Origin of the sequence: Peptoniphilus hominis (ex Hitch et al. 2025), assembly GCF_040096015.1 — a bacterium.
GTDB lineage: Bacteria > Bacillota > Clostridia > Tissierellales > Peptoniphilaceae > Peptoniphilus_A > Peptoniphilus_A hominis.
Map to the genome: position 1 here is coordinate 1 of NZ_JBBMFO010000003.1, position 19,057 is coordinate 19,057.

At 35.8% G+C, this 19,057-nt stretch carries 16 protein-coding genes; 3 read left to right on the forward strand and 13 right to left on the reverse strand.

All coding sequences use genetic code 11. The annotated features are described in order from the left end of the window. Together rlmD and WMO19_RS02065 are read right to left on the reverse strand one after the other, a co-directional pair. A partial coding sequence (gene rlmD / locus WMO19_RS02060) for a 23S rRNA (uracil(1939)-C(5))-methyltransferase RlmD (RefSeq protein ID WP_349170004.1) occupies nt 1-1,457 on the reverse strand: 1,457 nt, incomplete at its 3' end. 90 nt (nt 1,458-1,547) lie between these two features. Next, nucleotides 1,548-2,210 carry an S-layer homology domain-containing protein gene (locus WMO19_RS02065; RefSeq protein ID WP_019125176.1) on the reverse strand — a complete coding sequence of 221 codons (663 nt, stop codon included), beginning with the start codon at nt 2,208-2,210 and terminating at the stop codon, nt 1,548-1,550. Nucleotides 2,211-2,790: 580 nt separating this feature from the next. Between WMO19_RS02065 and WMO19_RS02070 the strand changes: the two genes are divergently transcribed. Then, a complete protein-coding gene (locus WMO19_RS02070; RefSeq protein ID WP_349170005.1) occupies nt 2,791-3,309 on the forward strand; it encodes a nitroreductase family protein in 519 nt (172 codons plus the stop codon). 271 nt (nt 3,310-3,580) lie between these two features. On the opposite strand, the gene WMO19_RS02075 is transcribed toward WMO19_RS02070, so the two are convergent. From WMO19_RS02075 to WMO19_RS02110, 8 genes are all read right to left on the reverse strand, one after another. Beyond that, nucleotides 3,581-4,444 (reverse strand): DUF1002 domain-containing protein, encoded by an 864-nt coding sequence (locus WMO19_RS02075; protein ID WP_349170006.1) that lies wholly within the window; start codon nt 4,442-4,444, stop codon nt 3,581-3,583. A gap of 122 nt (nt 4,445-4,566) precedes the next feature. Next, the gene (gene yihA / locus WMO19_RS02080) at nt 4,567-5,166 is read right to left on the reverse strand and encodes a ribosome biogenesis GTP-binding protein YihA/YsxC (protein WP_349170007.1); all 600 of its coding nucleotides are present in this window, start codon (nt 5,164-5,166) and stop codon (nt 4,567-4,569) included. Further along, the gene (gene lon / locus WMO19_RS02085; RefSeq protein WP_349170008.1) at nt 5,153-7,486 is read right to left on the reverse strand and encodes an endopeptidase La; all 2,334 of its coding nucleotides are present in this window, start codon (nt 7,484-7,486) and stop codon (nt 5,153-5,155) included. The genes yihA and lon overlap by 14 nt, the downstream gene beginning before the upstream one ends. Before the next feature lie 46 nt (nt 7,487-7,532). Continuing rightward, complete coding sequence (gene clpX, locus WMO19_RS02090) at nt 7,533-8,750, reverse strand: ATP-dependent Clp protease ATP-binding subunit ClpX (protein WP_288166460.1); 1,218 nt, start codon at nt 8,748-8,750, stop codon at nt 7,533-7,535. 8 nt (nt 8,751-8,758) lie between these two features. Beyond that, entirely contained in the window at nt 8,759-9,343 is a 585-nt protein-coding gene (clpP, locus tag WMO19_RS02095) for an ATP-dependent Clp endopeptidase proteolytic subunit ClpP (protein WP_288166459.1), read from the reverse strand. 17 nt (nt 9,344-9,360) lie between these two features. Then, complete coding sequence (tig, locus tag WMO19_RS02100; protein WP_349170009.1) at nt 9,361-10,725, reverse strand: trigger factor; 1,365 nt, start codon at nt 10,723-10,725, stop codon at nt 9,361-9,363. Between the two features lie 71 nt (nt 10,726-10,796). Further along, nucleotides 10,797-11,018 (reverse strand): YdbC family protein, encoded by a 222-nt coding sequence (locus WMO19_RS02105; protein ID WP_019108034.1) that lies wholly within the window; start codon nt 11,016-11,018, stop codon nt 10,797-10,799. 1 nt (nt 11,019) lies between these two features. Then, nucleotides 11,020-12,723 carry a proline--tRNA ligase gene (locus WMO19_RS02110; protein WP_349170010.1) on the reverse strand — a complete coding sequence of 568 codons (1,704 nt, stop codon included), beginning with the start codon at nt 12,721-12,723 and terminating at the stop codon, nt 11,020-11,022. A 239-nt stretch (nt 12,724-12,962) separates the two neighbouring features. Here WMO19_RS02110 and WMO19_RS02115 point away from each other — a divergent pair, with 239 nt between their 5' ends. Beyond that, complete coding sequence (locus WMO19_RS02115) at nt 12,963-13,952, forward strand: YeiH family protein (RefSeq protein ID WP_349170011.1); 990 nt, start codon at nt 12,963-12,965, stop codon at nt 13,950-13,952. Between the two features lie 133 nt (nt 13,953-14,085). On the opposite strand, the gene WMO19_RS02120 is transcribed toward WMO19_RS02115, so the two are convergent. Then, nucleotides 14,086-15,438 (reverse strand): hemolysin family protein, encoded by a 1,353-nt coding sequence (locus tag WMO19_RS02120; protein WP_349170069.1) that lies wholly within the window; start codon nt 15,436-15,438, stop codon nt 14,086-14,088. Between the two features lie 130 nt (nt 15,439-15,568). On the opposite strand from WMO19_RS02120, the gene WMO19_RS02125 reads away from it, so the two are divergent. Continuing rightward, nucleotides 15,569-16,177: a DUF4230 domain-containing protein gene (locus WMO19_RS02125; protein WP_349170012.1), complete on the forward strand. Its 609-nt coding sequence runs from the start codon at nt 15,569-15,571 to the stop codon at nt 16,175-16,177. A gap of 275 nt (nt 16,178-16,452) precedes the next feature. Here WMO19_RS02125 and hydF read toward each other — a convergent pair whose 3' ends face one another. Together hydF and hydG are read right to left on the reverse strand one after the other, a co-directional pair. Continuing rightward, nucleotides 16,453-17,628, reverse strand: a complete 1,176-nt coding sequence (gene hydF / locus WMO19_RS02130; protein WP_349170013.1) for a [FeFe] hydrogenase H-cluster maturation GTPase HydF — start codon at nt 17,626-17,628, stop codon at nt 16,453-16,455. Further along, a complete protein-coding gene (hydG, locus tag WMO19_RS02135) occupies nt 17,628-19,049 on the reverse strand; it encodes a [FeFe] hydrogenase H-cluster radical SAM maturase HydG (protein ID WP_349170070.1) in 1,422 nt (473 codons plus the stop codon). Before hydG ends, hydF begins: the two co-directional genes overlap by 1 nt. Nucleotides 19,050-19,057 lie beyond the last annotated feature (8 nt).

A 19,057-nucleotide genomic window follows, 5' to 3' on the forward strand; every position in this document is an offset into this window, starting at 1 on the left:
AATGTTGAAACTTTTAATTGAAATTTATTCCAAACATATTCTTTGATTTGAGCATATGTTGCTTTGCTCTCCGCACTGGTCAAATCAAGCTCATCCAGCTCAATTTCAACGTCTATATGCTTATCGACATCGAGTTTGGACAAAAGTGCTACCGTCTCCACATGAGAAGTCCTTGGGAATTGGTCGACTATTTCTATTTCTTCTATGTTATAGCCTCTATCACCAAAGACGCCAAGATCACGGACTAGGGTTACGGGGTTGCAGGATATATAGAGAAATTTTTCTGGATCGAAGTCTATTATTTTTTCGATTGCCTTTGGATTTATTCCCTCTCTCGGTGGGTCAAGGACTATTAGGTCTGGGTTCTTGTCAAGGTCATCTAATACTTTTAAGACATCTGATGCTATGAACTCAACATTGTCGATCCCGTTAAGCTTAGCATTTTCTCTCGCAGCCTCCACTGCTTCTTCCACTATTTCCACTCCAATGACCTTCTTGGCTGATGCTGCCAAAACCTGTGTTATGGTTCCCGTTCCTGAATAGAGGTCGAAGACAAGTTTATCTCTTGCGTCAATTTTTTCTCTCGCCATTTTGTAGAGGACTTCAGCTGATTTTGTGTTGGTTTGAAAAAATGAGAAGGGACTTATTCTAAATTTTAGCCCAAGGATTTCCTCTTCTATGTGGTTCTTGCCGTAAATTAAATCTATTTCTTCTGGAACAATTGCATCAGATAGGGCGTCGTTTTTTACGTGGAAAATGCTGACGATTTCGCCTTCAAGGTCTAAGTCCAAAAGAAATTTTACAAAGGCATCTCTATCAAGCTCACTTTGACTTGATGTGGCAAGTAAAATCATTATCTCAGAAGTTCTCGTCGCCTTTCTTATTAAGAGATGGCGCAAAAATCCCTCGTGTCTCATTCTGTTGTAGTGGGCTTCTCCCAGACTTTCGAAATAGTTTCGCACCTGGCTTCTTATTTTATTGAAGTCACCATCTACAATATTGCAATCAGTGGTGTTTACTATCTCGTGGAATCTGTTTTTTACATGAAGTCCAAGGGCAAGGGGTCCATCCTTATACTCGTCGCCAAAAGTGTACTCCATTTTATTTCTGTAAAACTTGTGGACTGGCGAAGCTATTATTTCAAGCTCTCTCTCTATGCCATGCTCTTTAAATAATTTTTCGATTAAGTCTTTTTTATACTTAAGTTCATCTTCATAGCTTAGGGTTTGGTAGCTACAGCCGCCACATTTTTCAAAGTGAGGGCAAGGAGACCCTTTTTCAAGACCTGATCTTTCGATTACATTTAATAGTTTTGCCTTTTTAGACCTTCTACCTCTAGCTTTTATCTCCACAGTCTGACCAATGATGCCGCCCTTAAATTCATATTTTTTACCTTCGAAGCTTCCCCTTCCTAGGTTGGGAAATCTTGCTTCATCTATTTTAACAATTATGCTCATTTCTTCACTCCTTAAAAAAATTATATCAAATTGTCACAATTTAATAAATTAAGAAAATTTTTAGCAAAAAAAATAAGACAGTCACCTGTCTTATTCGTAGAGATTTCTGCTTCCAAATTTAATTTTACTATTATTTAGAGCCTTTTTTTGTGGATAGTTGTAATTAGAAATCATCGACCTGAAAAGCGTAGCAGCTTCTGATCTCCTAATTGATCTTGTTGGATAGAAGTTTCCATCAGAGTATCCTCGTAGTATTCCTGCATCGACTAGGGCGCCTACATAACCCCTTGCCGATTCACTAATCTTATTCTTGTCGCCAAATTCATTAGTTGCACTTGCCTTAGTAGGTAATGAATAAACATAACCAAGGATTTCTGCAACCTCTTCCCTTGTAATATCTCTCTCTGGATTTAACTTTCCCGTAGTTGGTGTGATGTATCCTGCCTTTATGCCCTTAGCTACATCGCTATAATACCAGTCAGAAGTGTTTACATCAGAAAAAGTGACAGTGTAAGTTTTGTCGAAGCCAATTAAACTATTTACTGTGGCATAAAACTCAACTCTCGTCATGTTTTCGTTGGGTTTAAATGTGTTGTCATCATAGCCAGACATTATTCCCTTGTCTGTAATAAAGTCAATAGATGATTCTGCCCAGTGCCCTCTTGTGTCTCTAAAGGATTTTGCAAATACAGTGCTTGTTAAAATCAATGCTGTGGAGATAATGATCAATGAAGTCTTTTTCAAAATCTTCATTTTTATCACCTTCATTATTATTATAACTTAATAATTATCTTTTGAAACAATTTCTATTTTAAGTTTGTGTTACAAAGAGCCTATCTTGTAACATTAATGAAACATATACGGTTTTTATACTTTATCTAGTGTCTTTATAAAGATTTAGAAATTTTGTCCCTGTAATAAAAGTGAAATCTTTTGAAATAATTTTAAAAAACTTGTGGGTATTAGAAAAATTTAATTGGCAAAAATTTGTGTGAATTGCAAAATGTTTTATTCGTAAAAATTTCCGGAGATTTCAAAAAATATTATGCGAAAAAAAATAGGCAAAATAAAAGAGAACAGATTATGTAAAAAGATAACTGTTCTCTAAGGGAAGAAAAAAGATGATGAAGTTTTCACTTCTCCTATATTGTACTGTAGTAAAATATTTTTGTCAAGCCTTTATGAAAATATTTTCAAAGAAATTTTGTCCCCTGAAAATCGCTCTTATCCCTTTAAATTACATGGATTCCTATAAAATTTAAAAATATTATGAATATATTTGCACAGCTTACTTTAATTAGAATATGTGGTAGAATGTAGGTGAGGTGATATTTTGTTAAAAGAAATAATTTTAAAAAGAAGAACAGTTAGAAAATATAAAGATAAAGAAGTTGACAGAGAAAAATTGGAAGAACTTTTGATGTACGCATCAATGGGACCATCAAATGGCAACTCTCACCCCGTTGAATTTATAATAGTAGACGACAAAGAAAAAATCGAAGAACTATCCAATATGGACTCCTTTGCAACCCTCTACCTAAAGGACGCACCAGTGATTGTAATAGTAATTGCAAACACAGACATCTGCAAGACTTGGGTGGAAGAAGCATCACTTACAGCAGCCTACCTACAACTTCTCCTTGAAGAAGAAGGACTTTCATCTTCATGGATCAATGTCAAAGAAGGAAAGACTGCAGGAAAAATCTCCTACGAAGAATACTTCCAAGAAAACTTTGGCGTGAAAAAACCTTATAGAGCACAATGTTTGATTCCAATTGGCTACAAAAAATCAGGCACAAAGGACCACGAAGAATTTGACATCTCATCAAAGGTCCACAACAATAAGTTCTAAAAATTTTATTTGAAGATAAAATTTTATTAGCAGGCAAAATTTTATTAGCAAATAAAAATATTGTTAGCAAACAAAAAAAATTAATAGCAGGCAAATTTTTATTAACAAATAAAAATATTGTTAGCATGAAAAATGATTAAATCCGGTTCGCCGGATTTTTTTATTGGTGATTTTATTTTCTTTTTAAGTGAATTTTTACACAAAAATTTTCCTTGCAAAAAAAAAGATTCACCTTAATATCATCCTGATGAATCTTTTTTTCTCTCTTAATTTATTTAAAAAGTGAAACTATAAAGTCGATAAGTTTTTCTAAAATGTTCTTTGTATTTTTTACTGCCTTTTCCCCTTCAGGTGAGTTTAAAAATTTTGATGCCTGGTCCTTATATTTTACTGCTGTGTCTGCCACCCTATTCCAATCTACATCGGCATCTTTCATGTTGTTAAAGAGGCTCACAAGCTTGTCTTCTTGGCTTTCTGTTAAATTTATATTGTAATTATTTGTCACAGTATTTATTATAAATCTAACTTCCTCTTCATCCTTTGGCATATTCTTTGCCATGGCATCTTTGATTTCGTAAATTATGTCGTTAGTCTTTTCATCGCCAAGTTCTTCAGAAAGTTTTGTTTGCACAACTAATTCTTGGTTGGCAACTTTTTTCAAATTTTCTGGAAGCTTTTTGCCAGTGTTTTCTTCATAAGTTTTTAAAATTCCTGTTAGGGCAGCTGTGCCGCTTACCTTTCCTGGTGCTGTTACATAAATGTCTGCATCTTCAATCCCCACAGTGTTAAGGGCATTTAAAAAGGCATCTTCACTTACAACTCTGATGTTGTCTGAAAGCTCAATATTTATTCCGCTGCCTGCCTTTTTGTATCTAACTATGGCAGAAGATATTGCCTTGTTTCCAATTTCCTTTGAGGAAAGGACATCGCCTAAGTACTTGTACTCTTCCTTGTTAGTGACTTCAATGATCTTTGCCTTGTCATCAGCATTCATCTCGCGAAGCATTTCACTTTTTTGCTCTTCACTTAAGTCTGCTCCAAGTGTTACTATTTCATCTCCTGCACTAGCAAAAACTGCACTTGGAAGTAACAAGAGTGAAAGCGCCGCAGTCATAATTTTATTTTTTATCTTCATAATCTCCTCCATTTTTCTATATCTTAACATAAGTTTATGTTTAATTTTTTAAAACTGTGTGAAATTTCCTTTTCACATAGTCATGCCACAATAAAAAAGAACCTTGAAGGTCCTTCTTTACTTTATTTTTCCTTGTGAAATCTCAATATGTCTTCAAAGATAAACCACATATCTTTTACTTCATTTTTTTCTGATGAAGAGAAGGGAATTATATTTTCTCTGTGTTCAACGCCAAGCTTTTTTGCTATGACAGAAATGTGTTTATCTACTTGAGATTTTTTTATCTTGTCCTTTTTTGTGGCAATGACTATGCCAGAAAAACCTGAGTGAAGGATGTAGTCATACATCTGCTTGTCTAAATCTGTTGGCTCGTGCCTAATGTCCACCAAGAGAATTGTCTCCAAAATATTTTCTCTATTTTCAAGATACCTATTGATTATGCCTGCCCACTTTTCTTTTTCTTTTTTGGCAACTTTTGCGTAGCCGTAGCCAGGTAGATCCACTAGGCGAAGGTCGTCATTTACCTTGTAAAAATTTATGGTCCTAGTCTTTCCTGGCGTTGATGAAGTCCTCGCTAGATTTTTTCTATTAAGCATGGCATTAATAAAGGATGACTTGCCCACATTAGACCTGCCTGCAAAAGCAAACTCAGGAAGATTTGCCTGTGGATATTGCTTTTCCAAAACTGCAACTTTTTCCAGTTCTGCCTTATTTATCTTCACTAAAATCACCTATCGCAATCTCTGCAACTTCTTTGAAGTTTGAAACAGTTTTTATCTCCAACTTTTCAACAGCCGCTTCTTCGATTTCCCTTAAGTCTCTCTTGTTCTCTTCAGGAATTATTACAGTCTTAACTCCATATCTTTCTGCAGCCAAAAGTTTTTCCTTAAGACCACCTATTGGAAGGACTTTGCCGCGAAGGGTAATTTCTCCAGTCATGGCAACATCACTTCGTACTGGTTTTTTTGTAAGGGCTGATAAAACTGATGTGGCAATTGTAATTCCTGCTGAAGGCCCATCCTTTGGCACTGCACCTTCTGGCACGTGAATGTGAATGTCCTTATCACTTCTAAAGTTTGGGTCAATTTTAAAGTCTTCTGCATTAGATGCAATGTGGGAAATGGCAGCTATGGCTGATTCCTTCATTACATCTCCAAGAGAACCTGTAAGAGTTAGTTTTCCCTTGCCAGGCATGACAGTTGTCTCAATGACAAGTGTAGTGCCGCCAACTTCTGTCCAGGCAAGTCCATTAACTGAGCCCACTTCAGAATTTTTTTCTCTTTCATTTATTAAATAAATTTTTTCGCCAAGGAAGTCTGAAATATTTCTCGTGGATACAGAAACTTTTTCTAAATCTTCTTCCACAATTTTTAGGGCAGCCTTCCTCACAATTTTTGAAATTTGTTTTTCTAAACCTCTAACGCCAGATTCGCGAGTGTAGTAATCTATTATGTCCCTTAGGGCCTTTTCAGAAATATTTATATTTTCCTTCTTCAAACCATTTTCAGAAATTTGTTTTGCAACTAAATATTTTTTTGCAATATTTAATTTTTCATTAGGCGTGTAGCCACCAATTTCTATTACTTCCATTCTGTCAAGAAGGGGTCTCGGTATAGTCTGCCTTGTGTTTGCTGTCGCTATAAAGAATACATTGGATAAGTCAAAGGGAAGCTCCATATACCTGTCCGTAAAGGAATTGTTTTGCTCTGGGTCAAGGACTTCTAAGAGTGCAGATGCCGGGTCGCCCTTAAAGTCATTTCCAATTTTATCTATCTCGTCAAATAAAAATACTGGATCATTTTTGCCAGCTTTTTTCATGAGAGAAATAATTCTGCCAGGAAGGGCGCCGATGTAAGTCCTTCTGTGTCCTCTTATTTCTGCTTCGTCAGTTACACCGCCAAGGCTCATGCGGACAAATTCCTTGTTTAGAGAATTGGCAATAGACTTGGCAATGGAAGTTTTGCCCACTCCTGGAGGTCCCACAAGGCAAAGTATAGGACCCTTATTTTTGTCGCCAGACAAAATTCTTACGGCTATAAATTCCAAAATCCTTTCTTTCACATTTTTTAGTCCGTAATGTTCTTCATTTAAAACTTTTCTAGCATCGCTTAATTTTACTTTTTCCTCTCCAGCATCAAGCCAAGGAAGGTCAATTATCCAGTCCAAATAATTTATGAGCATGGAATAATCTGGTGACTGTGAATTTAAGTTTCTAAGTTTTTTTATTTCACTTAGGGCTTTTTCCCTCACTTCATCAGGAAGGTTTTTTTCTTCAATTTTTTTCTTGTAGACTTCTGTGACTTCGCCCTCATCTTCCTCATCGCCAAGTTCCTTGTGGATGACGCGAAGCTGTTCCTTTAAATAGTACTCCCTTTGGATGTCGTCCATTTTCTTTTTAACTTGGTCGTTGATATTTTTTTCTATGGAAAGAATTTCTATTTCCTTTTTCATTATCTCGTGAAAGGCAACAAGTCTTTCGTAAATATCAGTTGTCTCAAGTAGTTTTTGGTACTCTTCAAGTTTAAAGTCAAGATAGCCAACAACAGTGTCAATAAATCTTGATGGGTCGTCTGTGTCTGCAATGTTAGATAAAAGTCCTGGGAAGAATTTTTCATCAAGAGAGGCGTAGGATTCCAAGTCATTTAAGGCAAGGCGAAGGGCTGCCTCAATTTGGTCGTCTTCTCTGTAGTCAACTTCCTCTTCTTCTAGGATTTCTATATACGCTTCAATTATCTCGTCACTAATATCAAGGCTTGAGATTCTTGCCCTCTCTCCACCTTCAACTAGGACCCTGACAACTCCACCTGGGAGCTTTAAAATTTGTTTTATAGTTGCCACAGTCCCAACATCAAAGAGGTCTTCTCTCTTTGGGTCTTCAACTTCTAAGTCTCTTTGCGCCACCAAAAATATTTTTGAGTCCTGCATTTCCGACCTTTCAATTGCGTTTACAGAAATTTTTCTGCCGCAATCAAAGTGCATGACCATGTGGGGAAAGATTACTAAGTCGCGAAGAGGGATTAGTGGTAATTTTACTTTTTCCATTTTTCACCTTCTAAAAAAGCCGTGGCAACCACGGCTAAATTTATTTTTATTTTTTTATTAATTCAGCAGATGCTGTGCCTTCTACTGATTCCTTAGTTATTTTTACTGCCTTGATGTCATCTCTTGAAGGAATTTCGTACATGACATTCATAATTGTGTTTTCGATAACTCCTCTTAAGCCTCTAGCTCCTGCCTTCTTTTCTATTGCCTTCTTTGCAATATAATTTAGGGCTTGGTCGTCAAAAATTAATTCAACATCGTCAAACTTTAATAGCTCCTTGTATTGCTTTACAAGGGCATTCTTTGGCTTAGTCAAAATTTCTACTAGAGCATCTTCGTCTAATTCTTCAAGAGTTATAGTTACAGGAAGCCTGCCTATGAGTTCTGGTATAAGTCCAAACTTTAACAAGTCTTCAGTTTCAACTTTTTTAAGAATATTTTCTCTATTGGCCTTCTTGTCAATAATTTCAGACCCAAAGCCCATAGAGGACTTGGCAGTTCTATTTTCAATAATTTTGTCAATTCCGTCAAAGGCACCACCAACAATGAATAAAATATTTGTGGTGTCAACTTGAATAAATTCTTGAGAAGGATGCTTTCTGCCACCTTGTGGCGGAACATTTGCAACAGTGCCTTCAATTATTTTTAACAGTGCTTGTTGCACACCTTCTCCACTTACATCTCTTGTGATAGATACATTTTCAGATTTTCTGGCAATTTTATCTATCTCGTCAATGTAAATTATTCCCTTTTCTGCCCTTTCAATATCGTAGTCAGCATTTTGAATTAGTTTCAAAATAATATTTTCAACATCTTCTCCAACATAGCCAGCCTCAGTTAAAGTTGTGGCATCGGCAATGGCAAAGGGAACATTTAAAAGTCTGGCAAGAGTTTGTGCAAGTAAAGTTTTGCCTGAACCTGTAGGTCCAATCATTAAGATGTTGGACTTTTGAAGTTCAATATCTGGGTCCAGTTTTTTGGAAGATGAAATCCTCTTGTAGTGGTTATATACGGCAACGGCAAGGGCACGCTTGGCATCCTCTTGCTTCACCACATATTGGTCCAAAATCTCTTTGATTTCAGCTGGTTTTTTTAGGTCAAAATCCTTATTTATCTCATGGGGAATTTCTTCTTCTAAAATTGCGTGGCACCTCTCGATGCACTCGTCACAAATATTTACATTAGGTCCGGCGATTAATCTATTCACTTGGTTTTGCGTTTTGCCACAGAATGAACATCTCAAAATTTCATCTGTATTTGACATATCTCACCTCAAACCCTTTTTTCTATAACTTTATCTATTAAACCATATTTTTTTGCTTCTTCAGAAGTTAGCCAATAATCTCTATCTGTATCTCTTTCGATTTTTTCAAGATCTTGACCAGTTCTTTCAGCCAAAATTTCATTTAATTTTTGTCTAATTTTTAAAATCTTTTCTGCATTGATTTGAATGTCACTGGCTTGACCTTGTGCACCACCAGAAGGTTGGTGAATCATAATGTCAGAATTTGGAAGGGCAAATCTCTTTCCCTTAGCTCCAGAGGCAAGCAAAAATGCTCCCATAGATGCAGCCATTCCAATGCAAATTGTAGAAACATCTGGCTTAATATAATTCATAGTGTCGTAAATGGCAAAGCCTGCAGATACAGAACCACCAGGGGAATTTATATAAAGTTGGATGTCCTTATTTGGGTCTTCAGATTCTAAAAATAAAAGTTGGGCAACGATTAAGTCTGCCATGACATCATTTACTTCGCCACTTGCGAAAATAATTCTATCCTTTAAAAGTCTTGAATAAATGTCATAGGACCTTTCACCCCTATTAGTTTGTTCTACTACCATTGGCACTAATGCCATGTAATCACATCCTCTGATTATTTATCTTCTTCTTTATCTTTTTTTACTTCTTCTTTAATTTCTTCTTCAGTAGTTTCCTTTGGCTCAACAAATTTTGCCTTTTCAACAAGAGTGTCAATTGCCTTTCTCTTTTCAAGGTCGTCTCTTACAACATCCTTGTTTTGATTTAGCATGTAATCTCTCATTTTTTCCATGTGTTCTTTGTCGTCCTTGAAGTATTCTTCAACTACCCTATTTACCTCTTCTTCGATTTCTTCGTCAGTGATTTCAATTGCTAAATCTTTTACAAGAGCTTCTAGGGCAAGATCATTTTTAACAGTTCTTTCTGCTTCAGGTCTCATAGTTTTTTTGAAATCATCAAGACTTTGACCAATCATCTTGATGTAATCTTCAAAGCTAATTCCTTGAGCTCTAAGACTTTGGTCGTAATTTCTAATCATGTCGTCGATTTGAGCGTTGATCATTGCTTCAGGAATTTCTACATCTACCATTTCACCGATTTTGTCAATGGCTCTTCTTTGTTTTTCCATTTCAGAAGTTGTCTTAAATTCTTCTTCCTTCTTCTTTCTGATGTCAGCCTTAAATTCATCAAGAGTGTCAAATTCAGAAATATCTTTTACAAATTCGTCGTCAAGTTCTGGAAGTTCTTCATAAGAAATGCTATTTAATTTAATTTCAAATTTTGCATCTTTTCCAGCTAAATCTTTTTGGTGGTAATCTTCTGGGAATTTAACAGTGATGTCAAATTCTTCATCAATATTGTGACCAATTAGTTGTTCTTCAAAGCCTGGGATAAATGTGTTGGAACCAATTTTAAGGTCTTGGCTTTCAGCTTCTCCACCTTCGAAATATTCTCCATCAACAGAACCCTTGAAGTCGATGTTTACAGTGTCGCCATCTTCTACAGCCCTGTCGTCAACATTTATAATTCTTGCATTCATGGCTCTTTCATTTTCAACTTCAGAGTCAATAAGTTCGTCTGTTACTTCAAGAGTTGGATCTTCAATTTCAATTCCTTCGTAGTCCTTAAGTTCAACTTCAGGTTTAACATCAACAGATACCTTAACAACAACATCTTTGTCATCTTTTATGCTTTCTTCATCAATGTCAATATTAGGTTGGTCAACTACCTTTAAATCTAATTCCTTAATAGCTTTTTCATATTCAGCTGGAAGAAGTTCGTTAATAGCATCTTCAAAGAATACATCTTTGCCATACATATTTTCGATCATCTTTCTAGGAACATGACCCTTTCTAAATCCAGGTAATTGGAAGTGCTTTTTGTTTTTCTTGTACACTTCTGTTTCAGCATTATTTATATCTTCTCTTTTTAAAACAAGGTCAAAAAAGACAGTGTTTTTTTCTTTCTTTTTAATTTCCATATTAATAGCCTCCTCGCTCTATGGCGTTTTTTACATCTCTACATTATAACATAAGTTATTTTAAAAATATATTAAATCCCTCTGTCCTTTAGGATTTTAGAGAGAATTTCCATCTCTTCGTCATTAAGTGTGACACCCTTTGACATTTTTTCATGGTTGGGGTCCCACTCTCTCAAGTCGTACTTAGCTGGTCTGTCGTTAAAAGAAACCTTGTTAAGCTCCTTAGTCCAGCCCTTGGCACTTTCAGATAAAACTCCCAAGTGCTCTGTAATTTCAAATTTAAAGTCGCTCATACTATCTAACCTTTTCTACTTCCTTTAAAACATTTTTTACTGCATCTTCAGAAGAAATTTCAGAATTTTCCATTTCTCTTCTTGTTGAATACTCAACTAAGCCTTCAGAAGACTTCTTGCCGCAAGTTATTCTTAGTGGAATACCAATTAAGTCTCTATCCTTAAACTTAACTCCAGCTCTTTCCTTTCTGTCATCAAGAAGAACTTCGATACCCTTAGCCTTTAAGTCTTCGTAAATCTTTTCTCCAAGCTTAACTTGGTCTTCATCCTTGACATTTACTATTGTGACAATTGCTTCATATGGTGCCACAGCCATTGGCCAGATGATTCCATTATCATCATGATTTTGTTCTATTATAGCTGTTACAGATCTTGTTACACCAACTCCGTAAGAGCCCATGTAAAAATAGTTTGCCTTGCCATTTTCATCAAGATAAGTTGCATTTAAAGCTTCTGAATATTTTGTACCCAATTTGAAAATATTTCCCACTTCAATGCCTCTGGCGAATTTATATTCTTCGTCAGTTCCAGGAACCTTGTCCCCTTCAGCAACAAGAAGTAGGTCATCTACAACTTCGCCCTCAAAGTCTCTGCCATAATTTGCATTGATGTAGTGGTACTCATCAAGGTTTGCTCCAACAACTAGGTTATCCATTTCTGTAAGTCTCTTGTCGAAGATCATTCTAACATCAAGTCCAATAGGTCCTGTGTAGCCTTTTTTAGTTTTAATAGCCTCAATGTCAGCTTCTTCCATCATTCTTATGTCGTGTTCAGCAACTCCAGTATAGGCTACAAGCTTTGCCATATTTAATTCTCTGTCGCCAGGAATAAAGACTAAAACTGGTTCATCGCCAAGCATTAAGTCAATTGCCTTGGCACACTTCTTTGGGTCAACTTTTAAAAAGTTAGAAACTTCTTCGATAGTGCTTGCATTAGGTGTGTGGACTTTTTCTAAGTCTTTTTTGTCTTCAGCTTGAGGAAGTATATATTCAACAGGAGCCTTTTCTTCAGTTGCTCCAAATTTTCCAGACTCAGCATAAACAATTACACCTTCGCCAGTTTCAGATAGGGCAATAAATTCGTGAGAGCCAGTGCCGCCCATGGCGCCATTGTCACCTTCAACGATTTTATAATCAAGCTCTAATCTGTCAAAAATTCTTTCATAAGCCTCATACATATTCATGTAAGCCTCGTGAAGTGTTTCTGGTGAAGTGTCAAAGGTATAGGCATCCTTCATAGAAAATTCTCTTGCCCTATTTATTCCAAATCTCGGTCTCTTTTCGTCTCTGTACTTAGTTTGAATTTGGTATAAATTTAGGGGAAGGTCCTTGTAAGACTTAACTTCATCTCTAATAAGAGTGGTAAAATATTCTTCCGCAGTTGGTCCAAGGCAGAACTCTCTGTCATTTCTGTCCTTTAACTTAAACATTTCGGGACCAAACTTTTCCCATCTACCAGACTCTTTCCAGATTTCAGCAGGTTGAATAGCTGACATCAAAATTTCCATTGAGCCAGCTCTGTCCATCTCTTCACGAACTATATTTTCAATTTTTCGAATGGATCTATAGCCAAGTGGCAAGTATGTATAGATACCACTAGCAGATTTTCTAATCATACCAGCCCTTAGTAGAAACTTGTGTGATGCAATCTCTGCATCTTGTGGATCCTCCCTAAGAGTAGGCATATAAAGTTTTGATAATCTCATATTACCTCCATAATAAAAGTATTATAATAAATAAAATAAATTTCCACAAGTTTTATGAAAAAATCTCGTGGCACGCTATTTTTATTATACTATAAAGCTTGTAATACTTCACATTTTTGTGGAAAATTTTTAGATTTTTAAGATTTAAATAAATTCTTTTGCAAAAGTCACAAAAATTTTTCCAATTTTAATGTATAATAGATAATTGTTTCATAAAAAATAAATAGGAGGACATTATAATGAAGAAAAAAGATATAAGCGGAATTTTATTTTCAGCTCTCATTGCAGCTTGCGCCTATTTTTTAGGCAAAAAATTTCCTGTAATTGGTGGACCAGTCTTTGGAATCCTTTTTGGAATCATCTTAAATAATTTCAATAGACCAGAGTCCTTTGAGTCCGGCATAAAATTCACATCAAAAAAAGTTTTGCAACTTGCCGTAGTCCTTTTGGGCTTTGGACTAAACCTAGGAGAGATTATAGTTGTTGGTAAGTCATCTCTACTTATTATTCTCTCTACAATTTCCACTGCACTTATAATTGCCTTTGCAGCAGCAAAAGTTTTAAATATTGATTCTGACATTGCCACCCTAGTTGGCGTTGGCTCATCAATTTGCGGTGGCTCCGCCATTGCTGCAACAGCACCAGTTATTAATGCCAAGGACGAGGACATTGCCACATCAATTTCTGTAATATTTTTATTTAACATAATTGCAGCACTGATCTTCCCAACTCTTGGCGTTAAGCTTGGCATGACTCACACAGGCTTTGGCATGTGGGCAGGCACAGCCATTAATGACACATCATCTGTTGTGGCAGCATCAGGCACTTGGTCAACAATGTTTAATGACGACACAGCCCTTAACTACGCAACAATTGTAAAACTAACTAGAACTCTTGCAATTATTCCAATTACCCTTGTACTTGGAATTATAAAATCAAAGGACAGCAAGGAAAAAGTAAACCCACTAAAGGCTTTCCCAACATTTATTTTATTTTTCCTACTTGCATCAATCATCACGACACTTTTGCCCCTTCCAGAAACTTTCTTGTCAAGCATGAAATTTTTGTCAAAATTTTTCATCATTATGGCAATGTCAGCAATTGGACTTAACACAGACATAAAAAAATTAATTTCCCAAGGTGGCAAGGCAATCGTGGAGGGCGCCCTTTGCTGGATAGGCATAATTTGTGTCAGCCTCTTGATGCAGCACATACTTAGTATTTGGTAAAAATTAAAATTGATAAAAGAAAAAGAAGTTTAACTTGTAAAAGATCAGGCTAAACTTCTTTTTTATTGCAATTTTTATTTTGGCAGAAAAAAATAAAAGCCCTCGCGGACCTTTAATTTTATAAATTATATTTTTATGAATTAAATTCTTTGTACTCTCTCTTTGCCTCTTCTTGTTCTTCTGGTATGACCTTGATGCTTGCCTTGACTATTCTCTTGTCTGCCACTGCAAGTTCTGTCAAGATGCAGCCTGAAGTCTTTACGTTAAGCTTTTTCTTTTCATTTTCTTCTGGAATAAAGCCCAGCTTTTCAATTATAAGCCCAGAGATTGTCTCGTGGTTTTCTGAATAAAGTGATGTGCCCAGCTCATCGTTTATGTCTTCAATATCCATGGACCCGTCAACTATATATTCGTTGTCAGAAATTTTTTCTAGGGAGTGATTTTCCTTGTCGTACTCGTCTTCAATTTCGCCTACGATTTCTTCTACTATGTCTTCCACTGTAACCATGCCTGAAAATCCACCGTACTCGTCAATTAGTATTGCCACATAATTTTTTGAGGATTGAAGTTCCTTTAAGAGCATATCGATTTTTTTTGTTTCAGGCACAAAGTAAGGCGACTTTATGCACTTGTCCAAGTCAATGGACTCATAATCATTTTTTGCATATTCTACGAAAAGGTCCTTGATGTAAACTGTTCCCAGAATGTTATCTGTATTTTCTCTAAAGACTGGCATCCTTGAGTAGCCCATCTTTAGAATTTCTGTAACTGTATCTGTGTTAAATTCGTCATAGTCCACCATGTAAATTGATGTCCTTGGCGTCATTATTTCGTATGCCAACTTGTCGTCAAAGTCCATTATGTTTACTATCATCTCTTCACCAGCTGAGTTAATTACTCCTTGCTGAGTGGAAACTTTTATATAGGATTTTAATTCTTCTTCAGAGATTTTTTCTTCAACATCTTCAGAATACTTGCCCATCATCTTTAAAACTAATGCCGTTGAGAAGGACAAAAGTTTTACAAAGGGATAAAATATTTTTGAGGCAAAAGCAATTATATTACTTGATTTCAGTGCAACTTTCTCTGAATTTTGAAGGGCTATTCTCTTTGGAACAAGTTCTCCAAAAACAAGTGTTATATAAGATAGTAAAAATGTCACTAAAATAAAGGACACTGTAAAGCCATAAGGTATGCCCCTGTCACTTAAGTAGACTCCAAAAACTTGTGAAATACTTGTAGCTGCAGAACCAGATGAGAAAAATCCCGCTAGAGTTATTGCAACTTGTATTGTAGACAAGAATCTCGTTTGGTCAGATGAGATGGCGAGTAGGGTCTTTGCCCTCTTGTCTCCCTCTTCTGCCAATTCTTTTATTTTATTATTATTAACTGAAACCATTGCCATTTCTGCTGAGGCAAAAAATGCGTTAATTCCTGTAAGTATTGCGATTAATATTAGCTTAGCCCACAAGGCGCCATCGTCCATTAACATCTTCCTCCATATCTTTTAGACTAATTATATCAAAGAATTTGTGATTATAACAGAAAAGAATGTCCATAAGAAGCTTTTTATTGAAAATTTTATGTTATAATTATTTCCATGATGGAGGTGTATAATGAAAAAATTTAAAAGAATAATAATTTTGGTTCTTCTACTTGCAGTGGCACTTTTTGCAACTTTCTTTGCTGGCAAAAAAACTATGAAAGCTGAAATGGAACCAGACATCACTTCGACTTTAATTTTTAATAAATTAGTTGGCGCCAAGGAACTTACAACATTAAAATATCACTACACAAATATGGGACAGTTTGAAAATCAAAATACTTTTTACGGCTATAAAATTCCCTTTACATCAAAAAAATTCATAGTCTCCTACGATGGAGTCATAAGTGCAGGCGTTGACCTGGAAAAAATGAAGGTGGACCTTGAGGGCAAAAGTATTGAAATAAAAATTCCACCGGCAAAAATTTTGAGCCACGAAATTTACGAGGACTCCTTAAAGGTTTTTGACGAGAGAGAGTCTATTTTTAATCGAATTGACATTGAGGACTACAACAATTTCTCCAAAGATCAAAAGAAAGAAGTGGAAGAGACTGCCATTAAGAGAGGTCTCTTAAGGAACGCTGACGAAGAATCTAAGAAGGCAATAGAAGAAATCCTCTTGTCTGACACTGTTTTAAGTGAATATAAAATTAAGGTCACAAGGGACGATTCTCTAAAATAAAAATTAATAAGGTCAAAAAAAGGGCATTCCTTATAGAATGTCCTCAGATTGTAGAAAAACCCAGGAATATTTTCTGGGTTTTTTGCATTTTAATGTATTTGCTAAAAAAACCATTAATTTATTCAAAGTTAAATCTTTATTAGGACTCAATTTATATAGCAGTATTCCTAATTTTTTCTTTGAATTAGCTGATTATATTAAAAGAACAGGCTTTTTTGCCTGCCTTATCATCAATCTGAAGCTGTGTCACCACAGCTCTTTATTATTAATTATCTTTAATAATTTATTTTATCCAGTATCCCCTTGAAATATGCTATTACTATTCCGTAGTTTGTTATTGGGATGCTTTTTTCTTTTGTACTCTCGATTCTACTCCTAATATTTTTTGCATTGAGCATGCAGCCGCCACATTGGATTATTAGGTCGTAATCCAAAATATTTTCTGGTAAGACTGAACCTGAACTCACATCAACCTGTAAGCCTTGGCCAACTTTCTTTCTTATCATGTTTGGAATTTTTATTCTTCCAATGTCTTCTTCTGCTGGGGCATGGGTGCAGCACTCTGCTATTAATATTTTTGAATTCTCATTTATTTTTTTTAGAGCTTCTACCCCCTTGATGTATTCATCAATGTCACCCTTTAGTTTTGCAAATAAGACTGAGAAGGATGTTAGCTTAACATCTCTTGGGATTTTTTCATAAACTTCTAAGAAGACAGAGGAGTCTGCAACTACTAGGTCTGGCTTCTTATTTAAAAGTCCTAGGATATCAGAAAGCTCTTCAAGCTTTACCATGGAAACCATGGCGTTCCTATCAAGGAGTTCACGAATTGTTTGAACTTGTGGAAGGATAATCCTGTTTTTTGGTGCTGCAATGTCTTGGGGAATTACTAAGAGGACTAGGTCCTTCTCTTCCACCATGCCGTCAAAAAGTCTCTCTTCCTTCTTTGGTTTAAATTTCAAGAGTTCCTCTAAGAGCTTATCAAAGCCAATTTTTTTTAGGGCAGAAACTTCCACTATTTTATAAGAAGAAAAGTCTTCTCTTATTTTTTTTATTTCTTCTTCTGATAAGAGGTCAATTTTATTTATTACAAGAAGGATTGGGGTGTCCTTAAATTTTTTTAGCATTTCCCTTTCAGGTCCTGTTTGGGTATCTGATACAACTAGGACTCCAATGTCAGTTTTCGATATAACTTCGTCAGTTCTCTTCATCCTCTTTTGTCCAAGGACTGTTTCGTCTCCAATGCCTGGCGTGTCCATTAAAAGACATGGCCCCAAGCTCTTAATCTCCATTGACTTGTAAACTGGATCTGTAGTTGTCCCCTCTTGGTTTGAAACAATGGAAATATCTCGGCCAGAAAATTCATTTATTATTGAGCTCTTGCCCGAATTTACCTTTCCAAAAAATCCTATGTGGATCCTGTTACCAGAATTTGTCTTATTAAGTTCCATTAAAATCTAAAGTCTCTCTTTCCAACTTCTTCCATTTCGCTTATATATTCTTTAGCCTTCTTCTTTACAATTTCATTTGGAATTTTTTCAAGTTCTCTTGCAATTAAGTCTTCGCTAAGTTCTCTTGTCTTTTCATTTCCATAATCTAGCATGTATTCCTTCAAAGTCATAAGGGCATTAGGCTGACAACAATTTAAGATTTGTCCTGACTTGCAAAGTTGCATGAACCTGTCGCCAGTTCTTCCTTCCCTATAGCAGGCTGTACAAAAACTTGGGATATAACCAAGTTCCATTAGCCAATCCACAACTTCTTCAAGGGTCCTATTATCTGCAACATCAAATTGAGCAGAGTTATCTTCTTCTAATTCTTCCTCAACATATCCACCAACAGAAGTTCTTGATCCACCAGAAATTTGACTTACACCTAGTTCAAGAGCGCGTTCTCTAACTTTTTGTGACTCTCTAGTTGATATTATCATGCCAGTGTAAGGTACTGAAACCCTAATTAGGGCAATTAGTTTTTCAAAAATATCATCAGCAAGTTCATTTTTAAAATCACTTGGATCAATGTCATCGGCAGGTTGGATTCTTGGAACAGAAATTGTGTGAGGTCCAACTCCAAATCTTGCTTCTAAGTGTTCTGCGTGCATTAAGAGTCCAACTAATTCATACTTATAAGTTTCTAATCCAAATAAAACTCCAATCCCAACGTCGTCGATGCCAGCTTCCATGGCCCTATCCATGGCTTCAGTGTGGTAGGCGTAATTATGCTTTGGTCCTGTTGGGTGAAGTTCTTCATAGGACTTCTTGTTGTAGGTTTCTTGGAAGAGGATGTAGGTTCCAATTTCTGCATTCTTTAATTTTTTATAATTTTCCACAGTAGTAGCAGCAATATTTATGTTGACCCTTCTTATTTGACCATTTTCATGTTTAATAGAATAAATTGTCTTAATGGATTCCAAAATATATTCCATTGTATTGTTCACAGGGTCTTCACCAAGTTCAAGGGCAAGTCTCTTGTGGCCCATGTCTTGAAGGGCTATAACTTCACTTTTAATTTCTTCTTGAGATAATTTTTTTCTTCTAATTGATTTATTTTTTGCATGGTAAGGGCAATAAACACAACCATTAATACAATAGTTTGAAAGATAAAGGGGGGCAAACAAAACAATCCTGTTGCCGTAGTGGTCTTCCTTAATTTTCTTTGCAAGCTTATAAATTTCTTCTTGGTAAGACTTGTCTTCAGCAAGTAGAAGTAAAGCCGCCTCTCTGTGGTTTAATCCCTTTTCCTTCTTTGCCTTTTCAAGAACTTCATCTAAGAGGTCCTTATTATTCTTGTTTTTTTCTGCATAGTCAAGAGTGTCTAAGATCTCTTGATGGTTTATAAATTCATCTGCAATTTTTGAATCTAGCTTGTACAATTTCTTCA

Coding starts and splice junctions, on each gene's coding strand:
- clpX (WP_288166460.1), bottom strand. CDS start 8,750: ATGTCAAATACAGATGAAATTTTGAGATGTTCATTCTGTGGCAAAACG.
- WMO19_RS02110 (WP_349170010.1), bottom strand. CDS start 12,723: ATGAGATTATCAAAACTTTATATGCCTACTCTTAGGGAGGATCCACAA.
- hydF (WP_349170013.1), bottom strand. CDS start 17,628: ATGGAACTTAATAAGACAAATTCTGGTAACAGGATCCACATAGGATTT.
- clpP (WP_288166459.1), bottom strand. CDS start 9,343: ATGGCATTAGTGCCAATGGTAGTAGAACAAACTAATAGGGGTGAAAGG.
- WMO19_RS02125 (WP_349170012.1), top strand. CDS start 15,569: ATGAAAAAATTTAAAAGAATAATAATTTTGGTTCTTCTACTTGCAGTG.
- WMO19_RS02120 (WP_349170069.1), bottom strand. CDS start 15,438: ATGGACGATGGCGCCTTGTGGGCTAAGCTAATATTAATCGCAATACTT.
- tig (WP_349170009.1), bottom strand. CDS start 10,725: ATGGAAATTAAAAAGAAAGAAAAAAACACTGTCTTTTTTGACCTTGTT.
- WMO19_RS02075 (WP_349170006.1), bottom strand. CDS start 4,444: ATGAAGATAAAAAATAAAATTATGACTGCGGCGCTTTCACTCTTGTTA.
- WMO19_RS02065 (WP_019125176.1), bottom strand. CDS start 2,210: ATGAAGATTTTGAAAAAGACTTCATTGATCATTATCTCCACAGCATTG.
- lon (WP_349170008.1), bottom strand. CDS start 7,486: ATGGAAAAAGTAAAATTACCACTAATCCCTCTTCGCGACTTAGTAATC.
- WMO19_RS02105 (WP_019108034.1), bottom strand. CDS start 11,018: ATGAGCGACTTTAAATTTGAAATTACAGAGCACTTGGGAGTTTTATCT.
- WMO19_RS02115 (WP_349170011.1), top strand. CDS start 12,963: ATGAAGAAAAAAGATATAAGCGGAATTTTATTTTCAGCTCTCATTGCA.